The following is a 19,557-nucleotide window of genomic DNA, read 5'->3' on the forward strand; positions in this document are numbered from 1 at the left end:
CTGAGGTGGAGCTGCCTCCACCTCAAGAGTGGAAACCGCCGGGTGGTCCGGGTCCGTGCGCGCCGCCTACCGTTTCCGCATGTCCTCCTCCCCCGGCCTCCACCGGGCCCTGCGGCAGCGGCGGTACGTGCGCGGCCCCTGGCCGTGGCGGGCGGCGCTCTACCTGATGACCGGCGCGCTCACCGGTGTCCTGACGCTCGCCGTCCTCCTGCTGCTCGCGGTCGTGGGCGGGGCGCTCGCCGTGCTCCTCGTCGGCCTCCCGCTCCTGCTCACCCTGGCCCTCTCCGGCATCCCGCTCGCCGCCCTGGAGCGTCGCAGGCTGCGGCTCGTCGATCCCTGCCCGCTCGCCCCGGTCCACGGCGAGCCGGACGGCACCGGGCTCACCGCCTGGCTGCGGACCCGGCTGCGGGAGCGGGCGACCTGGCGGGAGCTGGCGTACGCGCTGCTCACCGCGGTCGTCCTGTGGCCGCTGGAAGCGGTGACCGTGGGGACGGCACTCACGGTGTGCGGCGGGCTGATCGCGGCACCCGCGGTGCTGGCCGCGTGCGGCGGCGAGGAGGTCCGGGTGCTGAAGCTGTGGCTCGTCCACTCCTATCCGGCCGCCTTCGGGGCGCTGCTCGCCGGGCTGGCACTGCTCCCGGTGTTCGCATATCCGCTGGGGGTGCTGGCGGCCTGGCGCGCGACGCTGACCCGGGCGCTGCTCACGGACTCCGGGGCGGGGGCGCGGCTGCGCGAACTGGACCGCTCCCGCAGCCGGTTGGTCGATGCCTTCGAGGCGGAACGGCGGCGCATCGAGCGCGATCTGCACGACGGGGCGCAGCAGCGTCTGGTCGCCCTGTCGATGACGCTCGGCCTGGCCCGCCTGGAGAGCCCGGCCGAGCCCCTGGCCGGGCTGCTGGCGAAGGCGCACGGCGAGGCCGACACCGCGTTGGTGGAGATCCGCGAGCTGATCCGGGGCATCCACCCCCAGGTCCTGACCGACCGGGGGCTCGGGGCGGCCGTGGAGGACGTCGCGGACCGCTCGGTGGTGCCGGTCGATCTGGACCTGGACCTGCCGGAGCGGCTGCCGGGGGCCGTGGAGAGCGGGGTGTACTTCGCGGTGTGCGAGGCGCTGGCGAACGCGGCCAGGCACAGTGACGCGGAGCGGGTCCGGGTGTCCGGGCGGGTGGCGCGGGGCCGGCTGGTGGTGGAGGTGGCGGACGACGGGCGGGGCGGCGCGTCGGCGGGCGACGGGACGGGGCTCCAGGGGGTGGCCGACCGTCTCTCGGTGCTCGACGGCCGTTTGGTACTGTCCAGTCCCCCCGGCGGGCCCACGGTGTTCCGCCTGGAAGTCCCCGTACCGGGTGCGAGCGGGAGGCCCTGAGCGTGCGGATCGTACTGGCTGAGGACAGCGTGCTCCTGCGGGAAGGGCTCGTCGGCCTCCTCGAACGCTTCGGCCACCAGGTGGTGGCCGGCGCGGGCACGGCGGACGAGCTGGTCGCGGCCGTCGCCGAGCACGGCCCCGACATCGTGGTGACCGATGTCCGCATGCCGCCCGGCTTCTCCGACGAGGGCCTGCGCGCCGCGCTGGAACTACGCGCCAGGCAGCCGGAGTTGCCGGTGCTCGTACTCAGCCAGTACGTGCAGCGCGCCTACGCGGAGGACCTGCTCGACTCGGCGGACGGAAGGGGCGTCGGCTACCTCCTCAAGGAACGCATCGGCCACGTCGAGGAGTTCGTGGACGCCCTCGCCCGGGTCGCCGCCGGGGACACCGTGGTCGACCCGGAGGTGGTCCGGCAGCTGATCCGGCACCGCCGGGACCCGCTGTCCCGGCTGACCGCGCGCGAGCTGGAGGTGCTGGCGCTGATGGCTGAGGGGAAGTCCAACGCCTCGGTCGCGGCGGCCCTTTCGGTGAGCGAAGGCACGGTCAGCAAGCACTTCGGATCCATCCTCGGCAAGCTCGGCCTGTCGCTGGACGACACCACGAACCGCCGGGTGCTGGCGGTCCTGGCGTACCTCAGGGGCTGACCCCTCCGACCCGGCACGCCCAGCCCGCCTCGCCCGTCCACAGCCTCCCGGGACAGAACACCTAGGCCGCCGGGGTCACGGACGGGACGTCAGCGAGCGCCTGGCGGGCGAAGGCCACGACATGGGCGCGCAGGTCGAGGCCGCCGGCCGCCTCCGCGTCGGGGCCGATGATCAGCCGGGCCAGCTGCGGCACCGCGTTGGGCCAGGCGGCGAGCCCGATGAGGCTCAGCAGGCAGGCCGCGACCTGCGGCGACGCCTCGGTGCCGAAGCTCTCCGCGAGAGCGGCGATCTTCTCCTCGTAGTGGCCGCGACGGCCCTCCTCGTTGGGCAGGACACCATCGCGGTAGTGCAGGCCCTCCCAGAAGAAGAGGCGCACGAGCACCGGGTTGTCGCGGTGGAAGTCGTACACCCGTCCCACGTACTCGGCGGGGTCGTCACCGCCCTTGAGCGGTACGGCCGCGGCCAGCTCGTCCAGCGCGCGTCCCACGACGGCGTCGAACAGCTTCTGCTTGTTGCCGAAGTAGCCGTAGATCCGTTCCTTGTTCACGCCGGCCAGCTCCGCGATGCGGTCGACGCGGGCTCCGGCGATGCCGTGAGCTGCGAATTCCTCCTTCGCCGCAGCGAGGAGCCGTTCCTTGGTGGAGGTCATGTCCGAGGTCATGCCACCAGCGTAGAACGGCTCCCCCCTCATCTCCAACCAACTGGATGGTTGACATCCAACCGGTTGGTTGGAATGGTGGAGCGCACCACGGAGGACAGCACCACCTCCACACACCTCGCACGCCGACCTGGATGGGACTTCCCATGACCACCACCACCCGCCCCGCCACCGCTGCCACCACCCCCGCACAGCCGGTGGCACTGCCCTCCGTACACATGCGCGCCCTGCTCACCTGGATCGCGGTGTTCGCCGCCCTGACCGTGGTGCAGCTGCTGGTCGGTCCGTACGTCAAGGGCTTCCCGATGCTCCTGCGCACCCTGGTGATCACCGGGATCGTCGTGCCGGCGGTCGTCTACGCACTGGTGCCGAACCTTCTGAAGGTCCGCGCCACCGTTCTGCGCCGCCGCGCTGAGGCGCGGGACAAGGGGGGGTACCGGCGCGCCGCTCGTACGTCGTAGCCGCAGCCGTAAGGGCAACGTGGCGAGATGAACAGGAACGTTGCAGTCGGGATTTCGACCTCCCTCTATTCGCCACATACTGTGTGCACACAGGAAGTGCACGGACCAAGGAACTATTTGCAGTTGCTTATCGTCCGTGTGGGTGAAGGCCACCCGCCATCCGTCTCACCGCCCGACGGACCGACCTCCTGGGAGCACCTCCGTGAATCCGACACCCTGGCGACGCCGGGTACTGGCCGCTCTTCCCGCGTTACTGGCCGCCTCGCTCCTGACGTCGGCGACGCAGGCCGGCGCGACTCCCGCGGCGTCCCCGGAGACTCCGGAGGCCGCCAGGATCGACCTGGTCCTCGACCTCTCCGGGTCGATGAACCAGGCGGACGCCGGCAAGGGCCGGACCCGCCTCTCCGCCGCCAAGCAGGCAGTCACCCGGATCATCGACAAGGCGCCCGCACAGGCCGAGCTGGGCCTGCGCGTGTACGGCGCCACGTACCCCGGAGAGGACCGGACGAAGGGCTGCGCCGATACGCAACCGGTGCTGCCCGTGGCCACGATGGACCGGGCTGCGCGGTCCGATGCCAAGAGCCGGATCGCCCGCTTCGAGGCCGTCGGGTTCACCCCCATCGGCGTCTCGCTGCGCGCGGCGGCCAAGGACCTCGGCCCGAGCGGCGAGCGCCGCGTCGTCCTGGTCTCGGACGGCGAGGACACCTGTGCCCCGCCACCTCCGTGCGAGGTGGCCCGTGAACTCAAGGACCAGGGCATCGACCTGGCCGTGGACGTGATCGGGTTCCGCGCGCCGGCCTCGGCCCGCGCCCAGTTGAAGTGCATCGCCGACGTGACGGGCGGCGCGTACACGGACTCCGACGACACCGACGCGCTGATCTCCGATCTGGACACCCTGTTCCGCAAGGAGTGACGGACCTACCGGGCCACCGGCAAGCCGGTCGACGGCTCGCTCGACAGCTGCCGGAACGCGCCGCTGGTCGGGCCCGGCCAGTACCTGGACAAGTTCACCGGGGGACGGGACCTCTACTACCGGGTCAAGAAGCGGCAGGACCAACTGCTCCAGGTAAGCGCCACCGCCGTCGCCGAGAAGGGCTACGCACGCGGGTCCATCATCACCGTCGCCGCGGGCCCCGCCGACGAGAGCGAACCCCGTTCATGGATCAGGGAGTTCGACCAGTCCATGGGGTGGGCCAACGTCATCTCCACCGGAGGCCGCAGCGGGGCCGGCGGGAAAGTCGACAAGCCCGCCGAGGACGACATGGGCTGCGTCAGGGTGGAGAACGACGTGACGCGGTCCGGGGACCCGGCCATGCCCGTCGAGCTGCTCATCGGCATCGCGGACGCAACCTCCCGAGCGACCGGGGTCCGGCCTCCGGAGCCCCGCGTCGGAGCCGACGCGGAGGGCGGCTTCTCCTTCAACGACGCCACCCCGATCGGGCCGGGCACCCACCGCCAGTCCATCACCGTCGGCGAGGCACCCTTCTGGCGGGTCGAGCTGAAGGCGGGGCAGCGGCTGACGGTCAAGGCCGGTGTGGACATCCCCGACGACTTCCCGCACGCCACCACCGCCGGACTGGCCGTCACCGTCTACGACGCGCGGCGCACGTCGACACTGTGCAACAAGGACCACCGGCTGACGGAACTCTTCGCACGCCGGACCGGCCACATCGAACGGGTCTGTGGCCCCTGGGAGATCACCGAGCCGGGAACCACGACGAGCGAGGCGCCCGACGCCTACGACGTGCCGGGCACGTACTACATCCAGGCTCAGGTCGCCGAGCCGGGCGACCTGGCCAAGGGGATCGTGGTTCCCCTCTCGCTGGACGTGGTCATCTCGGGCGCACCGCGTGCCGATGACAGCCCGGTCTTCCGCTTCGGCGGCGGGGCCGAGCGGAAGCCCACGGCGTCCGGAGGGACGAAGAGCGCGAAGCCGGGCACCGTCGCCACCTCCGCAAGCGCTTCGAAGGAGGACGGCTCGCCACTGGGCCTCCTCGCCACGCCGGTCGGCGCAGGGAGCGCCGGGGCCGTGGTGCTCGTCGCCTGCTGCCTCACCTGGTACGCGCTGAGGCGCCGCAGGACGGGCTGAGGCCGCGCCCGTCCCGCACTGCCCCGGAGGCCCGTCCGGCACCACCCGGACGGGCGTCCGCGCGTCGTCGTACGCACCCGCCCGGCGGCCCTGGGCCCGGCCCGGGAACAAGCCCGAACTCCATTGCCCGGACGGGAGTCCGTCCAGGATGATCAGTTCCCGTGACCACCACCGAAACGCAGCCCGCCGCCCCGTCCCGCCCCCTCGCGTTGATCACCGGGGTCGGCCGCACGGTGGGCATCGGCGCCGGCATCGCGCGTCAACTCGCCTCTTCCGGCTGGGACATCGCGTTCACCTACTGGACGCCCTACGACCGGCGCATGACCTGGGGCGAGGAGCGCGGCGCGACCGCGGCCATCGAGGCGTCGCTCACCGCGCACGGCGCCCGCACCGCCGCGATCGAGGCCGACCTGATCGACCCGGACACCCCCGCCCGCGTCTTCGACGAGGCGGAACGGCGGATCGGGCCGGTCACCGCGCTGGTGCTGAGCCACGCCGAATCGGTGGACTCAGGGCTCCTCGACACCACCCTCGCGAGTTTCGACCGCCACTTCGCGGTGAACGCGCGCGCCACCTGGCTGCTGATCCGGGAGTACGCGCTCCGCTTCCGCGCCCCCGCCGGAACGGGCCGGATCGTCGCACTCACCAGCGACCACACCGTAGGCAATCTGCCGTACGGGGCCAGCAAGGGCGCCCTGGACCGCATCACCCTGGCCGCCGCGCGCGAACTGGCGCACCTCGGGGTCACCGCCAACGTCATCAACCCGGGTCCCGTGGACACGGGGTGGATGAACGAAGAACTGGCGGAGCTGATCCGGCGGGACACCCCGCTCGGCCGCCTCGGCACCCCCCAGGACACCGCGCACCTGGTCGCCTTCCTCTGCTCACCGCAGGGCCAGTGGGTCAACGGCCAGCTGCTCAAGAGCAACGGCGGCTCGGCGTAGGCCCTTTCTCCGCCGGTGTCCCCCTTGTCGCGCGCGCACCCGGTTACTAGGGTCACCTCGGTATCGAAGCGCTTCGACAGCCGTGCTTCGACGCCTCCCTCCGGCAGCACGCGCGACGCACAGGAACGGATGCCATGCCAGTCCGAGACCAGACGGGCACGACCGTCAGCAACCCGGTGATCCCCGGGTTCCACCCCGACCCCAGCGTCTGCCGCGTGGGCGACGACTACTACCTGGTGTGCTCCAGCTTCGAGTACTTCCCGGGCATCCCGCTCTTCCACAGCCGCGACCTGGTCCACTGGACGCAGATCGGCAACGTCCTCGACCGCCCCGAGCAGCTGCACCTGACCCCGGGAACCCGGGCCTCCGGCGGCATCTACGCGCCGACGCTCCGGCACCACGACGGCCGGTTCTGGCTCGTCGTCACCAATGTCGAGGTCGGCAACCTGCTGTTCACCACCACCGACCCGGCCGGCCCCTGGTCCGACCCGGTCCCGCTGCCCGGGGTGCCCGGCATCGACCCGGACCTGGCCTGGGACGAGGACGGCACCTGCTGGTGCACCGTCGCCGGGGTCTCCCAGGTCCGCATCGACCCGCACACCGGCGAGGCCTTCGGCGAACCGCGCCGCATCTGGTCCGGGGCGCCCGGGGCGAAGGCGCCGGAGGCCCCGCACCTCTACCGGATCGGCGACCACTGGTACCTCCTGATCGCCGAAGGCGGCACCGAGCGCGGGCACGCGGTCTCCGTCGCGCGCGGCCCCTCGCCCGCCGGGCCCTTCGAGCCCTGCCCGGACAACCCGGTCCTCACCCACCGGGGCCGCGAGCACCCCGTCCAGAACACCGGACACGGCGACCTGGTCCAGGGGCCCGACGGCACCTGGTGGCTGGTGCTCCTCGGCGTGCGTCCGGGTGGCGGCACGCCCGGCTGGCACGTCCTCGGCCGCGAAACCTTCCTCGCCCCGGTGACCTGGGTGGACGGCTGGCCCGTCGTCGGCGAGGTCTCCACCGAACTCCCCGCGCCGCCCTGGCCCTTGGCGCCCGCGCCCGCAGCCCCGGCCCGGGACGACTTCGACCTGGCCGAGCCGCGCCCGTACTGGATCTCGCCGCGCCGCTCCACCGCCGGCCGGGCCGGGACGAAGGAACGGCCCGGCTGGCTGACCCTGCACGGGCGGGGCGGCACGCTGGACGACCCGGACGCGGTGTTCACCGGACGCCGCCAGCAGCACCTGGCGTGCCGGGCGCGCACGCTGGTGGACACGGCGGACGGGCACGGCGGGCTCGCGGTCCGGCTCGACGAGGCACACCACTACGCGATCGAGGCGGGCGGCGGCGGGATCCGGCTCATCGCCCGGATCGGCCCGCTCCGCACGGTGCTCGCGTCCCGCCCAGCACCGGCCGGACCGGTGGTGCTCGGGATCGACATCGCGCCCACCCGGGCCCCGCTCGACCCGTGCACGGGGCCGGACACGGTGTCCCTGGGCGTCGAGGAGCCGGACGGCACGTTCACCGCGCTCGGCTCCCTCGACGGGCGCTACCTCTCCACGGAGGTGACCGGCGGCTTCACGGGCCGGGTGATCGGCCTGTACGCGGCGAGCGGCACGGTCCATTTCGACTGGTTCGCGTACGAGGCCCTGGAGAGCTGAGGACTGCCGTCGGACGGCCGGATCGGCAAGCGGGCACATCACCGGATCGGAAATTCAGCCGATCCGGTGATCATCAAAGCAGCTTCATCAAAGCAGCTTGGTCAGAGCAGCCTCATCAGAACAGTTTGGCCAGAGCAGCCTCTTCCAAGCAGCCTTACCGGAGCAGCGGAAAGGCTGGATGCTGCGGAACACGGTTCGATTGCACAGCCCGTCGAAACGCTGAAGAACGCCTGTCCGCGCACCGGCGCGCGCCGCCACCACCCCCCGAAAGCGGCCGCTCCGGCGGCCCCGGGGTCCGGTACGCTTCCCGGATGCGCTATTTCATCCAGTACCCCGCCGGGGCCGGCGAACTCGTCGCGGATGCCATGTCGCACTTCGTCGACGGCTTCCGGGCGGAGTACCAGGACGACAGCGCCATGCTCTTCTCCTCCAGCTCACCGATGGAACGCGTCGCGGACATTCCCTTCGCGAAGAACGCCTTTGCGGTGATCACTGAGATCCGGCGCAGTGACATCGATGAAAATGTGGCCCAGCTGGCGGGCTCGCTGAAGAAGGCGCAATTCCCGCCGCTCCCCGGGCCCCGCGCCCGGGGTTTCCGCGTGATGGTCCACGTCGACGGCGAACTCGCCTCCGTCGCGGGCGCCCCGAAGCGCGAGATCGAGCGCACGGTATCCGCCTGCACGGGCATGCGACTCGAACCCAGCGGCCGGGGCCAGGAGTACTGGGTCATCGGCCGCCTGGACATGCGGGACCTGATGTTCTGCGCGCGGCTGCCCAAGCCCGCCCGGCCCAAGAAGGCCCGCGGCGCGCTGTCGCACGAGCTGTCGTCCATGCTGGTCCTGGCGTCCGAGCCGCGCCCCGAGGACACCTTCCTCGACCCGTTCGCCGGCAGCGGCTCGTTCGTGGTCGCCCGGCTCGCCCTGCCGGCCCGGGAGGTCATCTACTCCGACCTGGACCTCGCGGACCACCGCGAACAGCTGCCCGGCGAGACCCTGCGCGACCGACGGGTGCGCCTGCTGGACGAGGACGCGATGACCCTCCCGTCCGTCCCCGACGGCTCGGTGGACGCCGTCGTGACGGACCCGCCGTGGGGCGAGCACGAGGAACTGCCCGTGCCGTACGAGGAGTTCGCCCGGACCACCGGACTCTCCCTGGCCCGGGTCCTGCACCCGGAGACGGGCCGGTACGTGCTGCTCTGCGCCCGCCGGGGCGCCCCCTCGTTCGAAGCGGCGCTCACCGACGCCGGCCTCACCGTCCGCCAGACGCACGGGATCCTGGTCAACGGCCACCCGGCCACGGTCTTCATCGGCGAGCGGCGGACCGGCTCCGAGCGGTCGCAGAAGACCGTGGAGCAGGAGTCACACGAATCTCCGGAGCCCCAGCAACCCCAGAAGCCACAGACCGGGCAGAGCGGCGAGCGGCGCCGGACGGCCAGGAAACCCGCCAACCCCCTGCTCATCGGAATGGGCACCTACCGCCGCTCGCTGAACCGTTTCTCGCGCTGACCACTACCGGCGGGCTCGCGAACGCCGTGGAACACACAGCCGCGGTGGCGAGCCGGCTCAGCCACCCCCGGACATGAAAAAGCCCCAGGTCACGGCGAGTGAGTCCTGGGGCTGATCCGAGCCGCCTTCGGGATTCGAACCCGAGACCTACGCATTACGAGTGCGTTGCTCTGGCCAACTGAGCTAAGGCGGCGCGCCCTGTTCGCACCATGATGCGATCAGCAGCGACGCCAAGTCTACACAGTTTCCGAGGGTGCTCCGAACCACCCCGCGACCGCCGCCAACCCGCAGGTCAGCGGCGGGCGGGGAGGTCAGGTGCACTTCTTGTCCGCGGCCGGAGGGGTGCCCTCCAGGAGGTACGTGTTGATCGCCGTGTCGATGCAGTCGCTGCCGCGTCCGTACGCGGTGTGGCCGTCGCCCTCGTAGGTGAGCAGGGTGCCCGAGGAGAGCTGGGCGGCCAGGGACTCGGCCCAGGCGTACGGGGTGGCCGGGTCGCGGGTGGTGCCGACGACGACGATGGGGGCGGCGCCCTCGGCCTCGATGCGGTGGGCGGTGCCGGTGGCGGGGACGGGCCAGCGGTTGCAGTTCAGGGCCGCCCAGGCGAAGCCCCTGCCGAAGACCGGGGACGCCTTCTCGAAGGAGGGGAGGGCCTTCTCCACGGCCTCGGGTCCGGTGAACGCGGGCGGGAGGTCGAGGCAGTTCACAGCGGCGTTGGCGAACATCAGATTGGCGTACTTGCCGCTCGGCTCCCGCTCGTAGTAGCCGTCGGCCAGGGCCAGCAGCCCCGATCCGTCGCCCGACTCCGCGCCGGTCAGCGCCTCGCGCAGCTGGGGCCAGGCCGACTCGTCGTACATGGCGGCGATGACGCCCGTCGTGGCGAGCGATTCCCCCAGCTCGCGCGATTCGCCCGTCGGGATCGGGTCCTCGTCCAGGTCGGCGAAGAGCTTCTTCAGGCGGTCCGCCGCGTCGGAGGCGGACGTGGTCCCGAGCGGGCAGTCCGCCTGCTTCACGCAGTCCTTCGCGAACGACTGGAACGCGGTCTCGAACCCCGCCGTCTGCGCCCGGTTCATCTCCACGGACGAGAGCGAGGGGTCCATCGCCCCGTCGAGGACCAGGCGGCCGGTGCGTCCGGGGAACAGTTCGGCGTAGGTCGCGCCCAGGAACGTTCCGTACGACGCCCCCACGTAATTCAGGCGCTCGTCGCCGAGCAGGGCGCGCAGCATGTCCATGTCGCGTGCCGTCTCCACGGTCGAGACGTGCGGCAGGATCTCGCCCGAGCGCTTCTCGCAGCCCGAGGCGAACTTCTCGAAGGCGTCACTCAGCTTCGTGACCTCGGCGTCGTCGTCCGGGGTCTGGTCCACCTGCGTGTACGTATCCATCTGCGGCCCGGTCAGACACTCGACCGGCTCGCTGCGCGCCACGCCGCGCGGGTCGACGGCCACCATGTCGTAGCGGGCCCGCACCTGGGCGGGGTAGCCGATCCCCGCGTAGCCCTGGAGGTAGCCGATGGCCGATCCGCCGGGGCCGCCCGGGTTCACCAGGAGGGAGCCGATCCGCTTGCCGGGGCCGGTCGCCTTCTTGCGCGAGACGGCCAGCTTGATCTCGCCGCCGTCCGGCTTCGCGTAGTCCAGCGGCGCCTTCATCGTCGCGCACTGGAAGCCACTGACACCGCAGTCCCGCCAGCTGAGGTGCTGCGCGTAATACGGCTTCAGGCCGGCCGGCACGGCTGCGGGCGACGCGGACGCGGCACCGGCGGAGGAGGAGGCTTCCGACGACGAGTCTCCGCCGCTGCACCCGGAGACGAGCAGGCCGGCAGTGCCGAGCGCGAGAGCAAGAGTGCGGAACGGGCGCCTGGTGTCCATGCCCGGAGCGTAGCCGCCCTGTCGCCGCACACCCGTTTCCCTCCTCTTTCGGGTGATACAGCGCGCCTTGCGGGGCGCCCGGTGGCGCCGGACACCTCAGCCCGCGCACAGCCCCTGACCACACCCCAGCCCACGCGCAGAGCCATGGTCACACCCCAGCCCACGCGCAGAGCCATGGTCACACCTCAGCCCGCGCGCAGAGCCATGGTCATCGCCTCCACCGCCAGCAGCGGCGCCACATTGCGGTCCAGGGCGCGGCGGCAGGCCGACACCGCCTCGATCCGGCGCAGCGTGCCCTCCGGAGTGGACGCGCGCGCGACACGGTCCAGTGCGTCCTCGGCGTCGGCGTTGGCTATCGCGATCCGCGAGCCGAACTGCAGGGCGAGCACGTCGCGGTAGAAGCCGGTCAGCTCGGTGAGCGCCAGATCGAGGCTGTCGCGCTGGGTGCGGGTCTTACGGCGCTTCTGCCGGTCCTCCAGCTCCTTCATCACTCCGGCCGTGCCGCGTGGCATGCGGCCCCCGGCGGCGGCACCGAGCGCCGCCTTCATGTCCTCCGTCTCCTTCGCGTCCACCTCCTCGGACGCCTGCTTCGCGTCCTCGGTCGCGGTGTCGATCAGCTCCTGCGCCGCCTTGAGGCATCCCCCGATGTCCTCGACGCGCAGCGGCAGCTTCAGCACCGCGGCCCGGCGCGCCCTGGCCCGCTCGTCCGTGGCGAGGCGGCGCGCCCTGCCGATGTGCCCCTGGGTGGCGCGGGCCGCCGCGGCGGCCCGTTCCGGGTCGATGCCGTCCCGGCGGACCAGGACGTCGGCGACCGCGTCGACCGGCGGTGTACGCAGGGTGAGGTGGCGGCACCGCGACCGGATCGTCGGCAGCACGTCCTCCAGCGAGGGCGCGCACAGCAGCCACACCGTGCGCGGCGCGGGCTCCTCGACCGCCTTCAGCAGGACGTTGCCCGCGCCCTCGGTGAGGCGGTCGGCGTCCTCCATGACGATGACCTGCCAGCGCCCGACCGCCGGCGAGAGCTGGGCGCGTCGCACCAGCTCACGGGTCTCCTTCACACCGATGGAGAGCAGGTCGGTGCGGATCACGTCGACGTCCGCGTGCGTACCGATGAGGCTGGTGTGGCAGCCGTCGCAGAAACCGCAGCCCGGCGCCCCGCCCAACGCGCGGTCCGGGCTGGTGCACTGGAGCGCGGCGGCGAAAGCCCGGGCGGCGGTGGAGCGCCCGGAGCCGGGCGGTCCGGTGAACAGCCAGGCGTGCGTCATCTTCGAGCCGGGCGGCACCGGCTCCCTCGCCGCATCGGCGGTGACCAGCACATCGGCGTCCCGGGCGGCGGCGCCCAGCTGCTCCTGCACCCGGTCCTGGCCGACCAGGTCGTCCCACACGGACATGGGGCACCGCCTTTCCGCTTCGCTCGACGCGTGGCTCTCGTCGCTCCGGTCTCCCATTGTGAGGGACGGGTCTGACAACCCGGACGCCGATGGCCCCGCACCCGTGGAGGGCGCGGGGCCATCGGCGTACTTCCGTAGGCGCCGGACCGGTCAGCGGCGCGGCCGGCGGCTCCTGCCGCCCGAGGACTCCGGGCCCTCGTCGTCGTAACCGCCCAGCAGCTCGTCGGCCAGGCTGGGCAGGTCGTCCAGCGGGGTCTCCTCCGCCCAGTCGGGCCGGGGGCGCCGGGGCCGCGGCTTCTGCTGCTGCGCGTGCGGGTCGGTGATCTGCGGCAGCTCACGGGTGCGCTCGTTGTCGCCCTCCGCCGTCCGCTCGTCCCGGAAGATGCCGCGCGGCACGCGGTCGGACGGGTCGGGCTCCCGTACACCGCCACCGCGCCCGGTGTCCGGCACGGCGGGCAGCACGGTCGTCTCCTCGGAGTCGTCCGGGAACTTCGGGATCACGGTCGTCTCGTCCTGGTCGGACGGCCAGGGCCCACCGCGGCCCCGGCCGGAACCGGTGGCCGGATCCACGGGCGCGGGAACGGGCTGCGTGATCTCGTTCGGGTCGACGATCGGCGTGGGCACGGTCAACTCGTTGTCGGGCCCGGACGGCTCGTCACCGCTGCCGGAACCGCCGGCTTCCGACGAACCCCCGGAGTCCTGCCGCAGCCGGGACTCCTCCTCCCGGGCGGCCCGGGTGCGGGCTTCCTGCCGCGCGGCCAGGGCGCGGGCCTCCTCCTCACGCGCGGCCCGCTCACGAGCACGCTCCTCGGCGGCGGCCGCTTCGGCCCGGGCCTTGGCCTCGGCCTCCGCCTCGGCCTGGCGGCGGGCAGCCTCGGCCCGGAGCAGGGCTTCCTCGGCCTTGCGCTGCTTCTCCAGCCGCGCGGCCTCGGCCTCCTTGCGCAGCCGGGACTCCTCCTCCGCCTGCCGGCGCAGTCGTGCCTGTTCCGCTTCGTACGCCGCTTCCTCGGCCTCGCGGCGCGCGCGCTCGGCCTCGGCGACGCGGCGGGCCTCCTCGGCACGCTGCCGTTCCTCCTCGGCCTTGCGGGCGGCCTCTTCCTCGGCGCGGCGCCTGGCCTCCTCCGCGCGCTGCCGGGCCTCCTCCGCCTGGCGCTCGGCCTCGCGCCGGCGCGCTTCCTCCTCCTCGCGGCGCTTGCGCTCCGCCTCCTCGGCACGGAGCTTGGCGAGCTGTTCCTGCCGCTCGCGCTCCAGGCGCTCCTCCTCGGCCTTGCGGGCGGCCTCTTCCTCGGCGCGGCGCCTGGCCTCTTCCTCGGCGGCCCTGCGGGCCTCCTCACGGGCCTTGATCTCGGCCTCGGAGAGCGGCAGGACCTGGTCGAGGCGGTGGCGTACGACCGTGGTGATGGCCTCCGGCTCCTGCCCGGCGTCCACCACGAGGTAGCGCGTCGGGTCGGCGGCGGCCAGGGTCAGGAAGCCGGACCGCACCCGGGCGTGGAACTCGGGCGGCTCGGACTCCAGCCGGTCGGGCGCCTCGGTGAACCGTTCCCTCGCGGTCTCGGGCGCGACGTCCAGGAGCACGGTCAGGTGCGGTACGAGGCCACTCGTCGCCCAGCGCGAGATGCGGGCGATCTCGGTCGGGGCCAGATCGCGGCCCGCGCCCTGGTAGGCGACGGACGAGTCGATGTAGCGGTCGGAGATGACGACGGCGCCGCGCTCCAGGGCCGGACGGACGACCGAGTCGACGTGCTCGGCGCGGTCGGCGGCGTACAGCAGGGCCTCGGCCCGGTTGGAGAGCCCGGCCGACGACACGTCGAGCAGGATGGACCGCAGCCGCTTCCCGACCGGGGTGGCCCCCGGCTCACGGGTGACGACGACCTCGTGGCCCTTGGCCCGGATCCACTCGGCGAGCGCCTCGACCTGGGTGGACTTGCCGGCTCCGTCGCCGCCCTCCAGGGCGATGAAGAAGCCGTTCGCGGCGGGCGCGACCGCCGGATCGCCGCCGCGCAGCGCCTCGCGCAGGTCACGCCGGAGCGGTACGCCGGAACGGTCGTCCGTCTTCGCGAGGACGATGACCGCGACGGGCAGCAGCAGGGCGCCGACCAGCATCAGGGTGAACGCGGCGCCGCCGTGCGCGAAGACGAAGTCGCCGATGGTCAGCCGGTGGGTGCCGATGGCCGCGGCGACCAGGGGGCCGCCGACGGCGCCGACGGCGATGAGGACCCGTACGACGGCCTGGAGGTGCTCGGTGATCCTGGTCCGGCGGGCCTCCTCGGTCTCCTGGTCGACGAGGACGTGACCGGTGTTCGCGGCGACGCCCGCCGCGTATCCGGCGAGTACGGCGAGCAGGACGACGGTCGCGGTGTCCGGGACGAGGCCCATCGCCAGGAGGGCGAGGCCCGTGACGGCGGTGGCGAACGAGAGCATCCGCCGCCGCGACAGGGTGGGCAGCACCTTCCCCGCCGTACGGATGCCCACACCCGTACCGCCGGTGAGGGCGAGGACGAGCAGGGCGAGGGTGACGGGCCCGCCGCCGAGGTCGCTGGCATGCAGCACGGCGACGGCGGCCGCGGCCGCGATGGCACCGGCGACGGCCGCGCAGGTGGCGACGATCAGCGGGATGGAACCGGTGCGTCCCTTGTCGGGGCCGTTCCCCGCGGACGGCCGGCGCAATCCCTCCAGGGGCGAGCGCGGGCGCGGCGTCTGCGTAGCCGGCAGTTCCAGGAAGTACAGGGTGGAGATCGAGGCGGAGAACAGCCCGGCCGCGACGTACGAACCGAGGGCCGCCTGATGGAAGGAGAACCAGTCCAGGCCGGAGCCCAGCAGGCTGCCGATCACGGTGGCGACCAGCAGGACGGCCGCGGCGAGGGGAACGGCCGCGAAGTCCGTACGGAGGGACAGCCGGCGCAGTGCGTCGAGGTGGTCCGGCAGGGGGCGCACGGCGGCGCCCTCGATCGGCGGGGCGGGCAGCAGTGCGGGGGCCGCGCTCTCCTTGGCGACGGTCCAGAGCCGTTCGGCCACCCCGGCCACGAAGACGGTGACGAGGATCATCGTGAGCGCGTTGGAGGGCGTCCAGTCGATCCACAGGGGCGCGACGACGAGCAGCAGGAGCCGCAACCCGTCGGCGCCCATCATCAGCCACCGCCTGTCGACCGGCCCGCCCGGCGCCGTGAGCGACGTCAACGGCCCGAGAAGTACGGCTCCGAAGAGCAGGGTGGAAATGATCCGGGCCCCGAACACGGCGGCGACGGCAAAGGCCGCCCCCCGGTATCCGGTCCCGAATGAGCCCTCGAGAACCGCCGCTTGCAGCGACAGCAGCACCAGCACGAGAAGGGCGAGTGCATCGCCGGTGCTGCCGACGAGCTGGGCGCTCCACAACCGCTTCAGCGGAGGAATACGCAACAGGGCTCGTACGGCGCGCTCGCGTGAGTCTGCGGCAAGTGCGTCGGAGGTGGGGCTCACGACCGTAGGCTGCTCGGCTCGCGTCATCCGCCCAGCCTAACGGGACACCCACATCCCCCGTGCCCCCCACCCGAACAAACGCCCACGAGCCCAGCCACACGGTCCAGCCCGGCCGCATCATCCGGCGCCGCCGCATCATTCAGCCTCGCCGCATCACCCAGTGCCCGCCGCATCGCCCAGCGGCAGCCGCACGACCCAGCTCCGCCGCGTCATCCAGCCCCGCCGGCGTTTGAGGCGCGGGGCCCGGGGCAGAGCCCCCGAACCCGCCCCGGCGCGCAACCCAGCCGCCTCCGGCGCTCGAAAAGCGGGGCCCGGGTCGGAGCCCCGGTTTCGGAAAGGGGCGGGGGGGGGAGACAGGCCCGCGCAGGCGCTCCCCGGCCCTACCCGCCTACTCCTCCGCAGCGGCCTTCTTGGCCGCAGCCTTCGACGCCGTGGCCTTCTTGGCCGTGGTCTTCTTCGCCGCAACCTTCTTCGTCGCAGCAGCCTTCTTCGCCGGAGCCTTCTTGGCCGGGGCCTTCTTCGCCGTCTTCTTCTTCGCCGGCCCCTTCGCCCGCTTCTCCGCCAGCAGCTCGTAACCCCGCTCCGGCGTGATGTCCTCGACGCTGTCCCCGGTGCGCAGCGTCGCGTTCGTCTCCCCGTCGGTGACGTAAGGACCGAACCGCCCGTCCTTCACGACGACCGGAGCCCCGCTCACCGGGTCCGTGCCCAGCTCCTTCAGCGGCGGCTTCGCCGCGGCGCGCCCCCGCTGCTTCGGCTGCGCGTAGATCGCGAGCGCCTCGTCGAGCGTGATGTCGAAGAGCTGGTCCTCGGAGGTCAGCGACCGCGAGTCCGTGCCCTTCTTCAGGTACGGTCCGTAGCGCCCGTTCTGCGCGGTGATCTCGACGCCTTCGGCGTCCACGCCGACCACCCGCGGCAGCGACATCAGCTTGAGCGCGTCGGCCAGCGTCACCGTGTCGATCGACATCGACTTGAACAGCGAAGCCGTCCGCGGCTTCACCGCGTTCTTGCCGGTCTTCGGCGTGCCCTCGGGCAGCACCTCGGTGACGTACGGCCCGTAGCGGCCGTCCTTGGCGATGATCTGGTTCCCGCTGACCGGGTCCGCGCCGAGCTCGAAGTCGCCGCTCGGCTTGGCCAGCAGCTCCTCCGCGTATTCGACGGACAGCTCGTCGGGTGCCAGGTCCTCGGGAACGTCCGCGCGCTGGTGGCCCTCGGAGTCCTTCTCGCCGCGCTCGATGTACGGGCCGTAGCGGCCGACGCGAAGCTTGATGTCGTTGCCGACGGGGAAGGACGAGATCTCCCGCGCGTCGATCGCGCCGAGGTCGGTGACGAGCTCCTTGAGCCCGCCGAGGTGGTCACCGTCGCCGTTGCCCGCGTCGGAGGCCGCCCCCGCCCCGGCCGCGTCGTCGCCCTCCTGCGTACCGAAGTAGAACCTCTTCAGCCACGGCACGGACTGGGCCTCACCGCGTGCGATGCGGTCGAGGTCGTCCTCCATGCGGGCGGTGAAGTCGTAGTCCACGAGCCGGCCGAAGTGCTTCTCCAGCAGGTTGACCACGGCGAACGAGAGGAACGACGGCACCAGGGCCGTGCCCTTCTTGAACACGTAGCCGCGGTCGAGGATCGTCCCGATGATCGAGGCGTACGTCGACGGGCGGCCGATCTCGCGCTCTTCGAGCTCCTTGACCAGCGACGCCTCGGTGTACCGGGCGGGCGGCTTCGTCGCGTGGCCGTCGACGGACAGCTCGTCGGCGGACAGCGCGTCGCCCTCGGTGACCTGCGGCAGCCGCCGCTCGCGGTCGTCCAGCTCGGCGTTCGGGTCGTCGGCGCCCTCGACGTACGCCTTCATGAAGCCGTGGAAGGTGATCGTCTTGCCGGACGCGGAGAACTCGGCGTCCCGCCCGTCGCTCGCCCGGCCGCCGATCTTGACGGTGACCGAGTTACCGGTCGCGTCCTTCATCTGGGAGGCGACGGTCCGCTTCCAGATCAGCTCGTACAGCCGGAACTGGTCACCGGTGAGGCCGGTCTCGGCAGGGGTGCGGAAGCGGTCGCCGGAGGGGCGGATCGCCTCGTGCGCCTCCTGCGCGTTCTTGACCTTGCCCGCGTACGTACGCGGCTTCTCGGGGAGGTAGTTCGCCCCGTACAACTGCGTGACCTGTGCCCGGGCCGCGGAGATCGCGGTGTCCGAGAGGGTCGTGGAGTCGGTACGCATATAGGTGATGAAGCCGTTCTCGTACAGCTTCTGCGCGACCTGCATGGTGGCCTTCGCCCCGAAGCCCAGCTTCCGGCTCGCCTCCTGCTGGAGGGTCGTCGTACGGAAGGGCGCGTACGGGGAGCGGCGGTACGGCTTCGACTCGACGGACCGCACGGCGAACGCGGAGTCCGCGAGCGCGGCGGCCAGCGCCCGGGCGTTCGCCTCGTCCAGGTGCAGCGTCTGGCCGGAGGCGGACTTCAGCTGCCCGTCGGCGCCGAAGTCGCGGCCCTGGGCGATGCGGCGCCCGTCGACCGCGCTGAGCCGGGCGGTGAACGTGGACGGGTCGGAGGCATCGCCGCCCCGCCCGGTGGCGAAGGTTCCGGTCAGGTCCCAGTACTCGGCGGAGCGGAAGGCGATGCGCTCGCGCTCCCGCTCGACGACGAGCCGGGTGGCGACGGACTGGACGCGGCCCGCCGAGAGCTTCGGCATGACCTTCTTCCACAGGACCGGCGAGACCTCGTAGCCGTAGAGGCGGTCGAGGATGCGGCGGGTCTCCTGGGCGTCGACCATGCGCTGGTTCAGCTCGCGCGGATTGGCGACGGCGGCGCGGATCGCGTCCTTGGTGATCTCGTGGAAGACCATCCGGTGGACGGGAACCTTGGGCCGCAGGACTTCCTGGAGGTGCCACGCGATGGCTTCGCCCTCGCGGTCCTCATCGGTGGCGAGGAAAAGTTCGTCGGACTCGGCCAGCAGCTGCTTCAGCTTCCTGACCTGGGCCTTCTTATCCGCGTTGACGACATAGATCGGCTGGAAGTCGTGCTCGACGTCCACGCCGAGCCGACGCACCTCACCGGTGTACTCGTCGGGCACCTCGGCGGCGCCGTTCGGGAGGTCGCGGATGTGCCCGACGCTCGCCTCGACAACGTATCCGGGGCCGAGATAGCCCTTGATCGTCTTCGCCTTGGCAGGCGACTCGACGATGACGAGTCGGCGGCCGCCCTGTGCGGTCTCGCTGGTCGGGGACAACTTCGCTCTTCTCTCCGGTCGACGCTCGGTGGGCATCCGGGGCAGCGCGAGGGCGCTGCCGACAGTGCTGTCGCTGCGGAGTGTGACGGTACAACCCGCCCCCGTGTCAAACGGCAAAAGCCCGCAACGGCCACTCGAACGGTAACCCGACTTCCGCCATTCCTGCCGCCCGGCCCGCTCGCTCCGCCGCGCACACGGCCGCTGCCTGCGGGTTTCGGCACCGTCCGGACCGCCCTGCGGGCGCGGGGCGCGGGGGTCGGCCGGCCCGGGCGTGTTCCCGGCCTCACCGCCCGGCGCCCGGGTGGGGCCGGTCTCGTACGTACGGCG

The 19,557-nt window shown here is 72.4% G+C and carries 13 protein-coding genes and 1 tRNA gene; 8 read left to right on the plus strand and 6 right to left on the minus strand.

Features of this window, described 5'->3' with window-relative positions; all coding sequences use genetic code 11:
• Positions 1–79: 79 nt before the first annotated feature.
• Together ACN6LM_RS13925 and ACN6LM_RS13930 are read left to right on the plus strand one after the other, a co-directional pair.
• Positions 80–1,363 carry a sensor histidine kinase gene (locus ACN6LM_RS13925; protein WP_445065666.1) on the plus strand — a complete coding sequence of 428 codons (1,284 nt, stop codon included), beginning with the start codon at positions 80–82 and terminating at the stop codon, positions 1,361–1,363.
• Positions 1,364–1,365: 2 nt separating this feature from the next.
• Positions 1,366–2,007 (plus strand): response regulator transcription factor, encoded by a 642-nt coding sequence (locus ACN6LM_RS13930; protein WP_445065667.1) that lies wholly within the window; start codon positions 1,366–1,368, stop codon positions 2,005–2,007.
• Positions 2,008–2,068: 61 nt separating this feature from the next.
• Here the strand turns inward: ACN6LM_RS13930 and ACN6LM_RS13935 are convergent, their stop codons facing one another.
• Positions 2,069–2,668 (minus strand): TetR family transcriptional regulator, encoded by a 600-nt coding sequence (locus ACN6LM_RS13935; protein ID WP_445065668.1) that lies wholly within the window; start codon positions 2,666–2,668, stop codon positions 2,069–2,071.
• Positions 2,669–2,811: 143 nt separating this feature from the next.
• Here ACN6LM_RS13935 and ACN6LM_RS13940 point away from each other — a divergent pair, with 143 nt between their 5' ends.
• The 6 genes from ACN6LM_RS13940 to ACN6LM_RS13965 all read left to right on the plus strand — a co-directional run bounded on the left by ACN6LM_RS13940 (position 2,812) and on the right by ACN6LM_RS13965 (position 9,307).
• On the plus strand, positions 2,812–3,126 hold the full coding sequence (locus ACN6LM_RS13940) for a hypothetical protein (RefSeq protein WP_445065669.1): 315 nt from the start codon (positions 2,812–2,814) through the stop codon (positions 3,124–3,126).
• Between the two features lie 202 nt (positions 3,127–3,328).
• On the plus strand, positions 3,329–4,039 hold the full coding sequence (locus tag ACN6LM_RS13945) for a VWA domain-containing protein (protein WP_445065670.1): 711 nt from the start codon (positions 3,329–3,331) through the stop codon (positions 4,037–4,039).
• Positions 4,040–4,309: 270 nt separating this feature from the next.
• The gene (locus ACN6LM_RS13950) at positions 4,310–5,215 is read left to right on the plus strand and encodes a hypothetical protein (RefSeq protein ID WP_445065671.1); all 906 of its coding nucleotides are present in this window, start codon (positions 4,310–4,312) and stop codon (positions 5,213–5,215) included.
• A 161-nt stretch (positions 5,216–5,376) separates the two neighbouring features.
• The gene (locus tag ACN6LM_RS13955; RefSeq protein WP_445065672.1) at positions 5,377–6,159 is read left to right on the plus strand and encodes an SDR family oxidoreductase; all 783 of its coding nucleotides are present in this window, start codon (positions 5,377–5,379) and stop codon (positions 6,157–6,159) included.
• Between the two features lie 134 nt (positions 6,160–6,293).
• Complete coding sequence (locus ACN6LM_RS13960) at positions 6,294–7,802, plus strand: glycoside hydrolase family 43 protein (RefSeq protein ID WP_445065673.1); 1,509 nt, start codon at positions 6,294–6,296, stop codon at positions 7,800–7,802.
• Positions 7,803–8,113: 311 nt separating this feature from the next.
• Complete coding sequence (locus ACN6LM_RS13965) at positions 8,114–9,307, plus strand: TRM11 family SAM-dependent methyltransferase (protein ID WP_445065674.1); 1,194 nt, start codon at positions 8,114–8,116, stop codon at positions 9,305–9,307.
• 119 nt (positions 9,308–9,426) lie between these two features.
• On the opposite strand, the gene ACN6LM_RS13970 is transcribed toward ACN6LM_RS13965, so the two are convergent.
• The 5 genes from ACN6LM_RS13970 to topA all read right to left on the minus strand — a co-directional run bounded on the left by ACN6LM_RS13970 (position 9,427) and on the right by topA (position 19,230).
• Positions 9,427–9,500: transfer RNA gene (locus ACN6LM_RS13970), tRNA-Thr, on the minus strand.
• Between the two features lie 118 nt (positions 9,501–9,618).
• Positions 9,619–11,169: an alpha/beta hydrolase gene (locus ACN6LM_RS13975; RefSeq protein ID WP_445065675.1), complete on the minus strand. Its 1,551-nt coding sequence runs from the start codon at positions 11,167–11,169 to the stop codon at positions 9,619–9,621.
• A 185-nt stretch (positions 11,170–11,354) separates the two neighbouring features.
• A complete protein-coding gene (locus ACN6LM_RS13980) occupies positions 11,355–12,560 on the minus strand; it encodes a DNA polymerase III subunit delta' (RefSeq protein ID WP_445065676.1) in 1,206 nt (401 codons plus the stop codon).
• 150 nt (positions 12,561–12,710) lie between these two features.
• Entirely contained in the window at positions 12,711–16,043 is a 3,333-nt protein-coding gene (gene tmk, locus ACN6LM_RS13985; protein WP_445065677.1) for a dTMP kinase, read from the minus strand.
• Between the two features lie 361 nt (positions 16,044–16,404).
• Complete coding sequence (gene topA, locus ACN6LM_RS13990; protein ID WP_445065678.1) at positions 16,405–19,230, minus strand: type I DNA topoisomerase; 2,826 nt, start codon at positions 19,228–19,230, stop codon at positions 16,405–16,407.
• Positions 19,231–19,557: the final 327 nt, after the last annotated feature.

The organism is Streptomyces sp. SAS_281 (genome assembly GCF_052542855.1).

What these genes read in the sequence shown, in the direction of transcription:
- ACN6LM_RS13980 (WP_445065676.1), bottom strand. Translation starts at nt 12,560, where the DNA reads ATGTCCGTGTGGGACGACCTGGTCGGCCAGGACCGGGTGCAGGAGCAG.
- ACN6LM_RS13935 (WP_445065668.1), bottom strand. Translation starts at nt 2,668, where the DNA reads ATGACCTCGGACATGACCTCCACCAAGGAACGGCTCCTCGCTGCGGCG.
- ACN6LM_RS13960 (WP_445065673.1), top strand. Translation starts at nt 6,294, where the DNA reads ATGCCAGTCCGAGACCAGACGGGCACGACCGTCAGCAACCCGGTGATC.
- ACN6LM_RS13925 (WP_445065666.1), top strand. Translation starts at nt 80, where the DNA reads ATGTCCTCCTCCCCCGGCCTCCACCGGGCCCTGCGGCAGCGGCGGTAC.
- ACN6LM_RS13975 (WP_445065675.1), bottom strand. Translation starts at nt 11,169, where the DNA reads ATGGACACCAGGCGCCCGTTCCGCACTCTTGCTCTCGCGCTCGGCACT.
- ACN6LM_RS13965 (WP_445065674.1), top strand. Translation starts at nt 8,114, where the DNA reads ATGCGCTATTTCATCCAGTACCCCGCCGGGGCCGGCGAACTCGTCGCG.
- tmk (WP_445065677.1), bottom strand. Translation starts at nt 16,043, where the DNA reads ATGACGCGAGCCGAGCAGCCTACGGTCGTGAGCCCCACCTCCGACGCA.
- ACN6LM_RS13950 (WP_445065671.1), top strand. Translation starts at nt 4,310, where the DNA reads ATGGGGTGGGCCAACGTCATCTCCACCGGAGGCCGCAGCGGGGCCGGC.
- ACN6LM_RS13940 (WP_445065669.1), top strand. Translation starts at nt 2,812, where the DNA reads ATGACCACCACCACCCGCCCCGCCACCGCTGCCACCACCCCCGCACAG.